1 pseudogene is annotated in these 257 nt (G+C 62.3%); it reads right to left on the bottom strand.

The window, feature by feature from the left end:
* Nucleotides 1-142: 142 nt before the first annotated feature.
* Nucleotides 143-257 (bottom strand): annotated as a pseudogene (locus KVT28_RS25605) (ATP-binding protein); the annotation flags it as partial.

Raw genomic sequence — 257 nt, 5'->3', positions numbered from 1 at the left:
ATGGAGAGATAGAGATCAATCTCCATTACGTTCCGCCGCCCTCCCGCCGGTCGGGCGGCGGGTCATCCGCCTCCGGCGGATCCTCCCTAACTCCTTCTTCTAGTTCAGGGAAAAATCCTGGTAGTTTGGCAATGAACCCTCAGGGATTCATCGCCGCCACGAGCTGGAATTCCGCGGGGAATTCAGCCTGGCGCGCGGCGCGCGAGACGCTGATGCGGCCCGACTCGAGGGGCTCGCGCAGAACTTCCAGCACCTTG

This window comes from Pantoea sp. GbtcB22 (genome assembly GCF_019091025.1).
GTDB lineage: Bacteria > Pseudomonadota > Gammaproteobacteria > Enterobacterales > Enterobacteriaceae > Pantoea > Pantoea leporis.
Note: the sequence above shows the minus strand (reverse complement) of the source record. Positions and strands in the feature narration are given on the sequence as shown.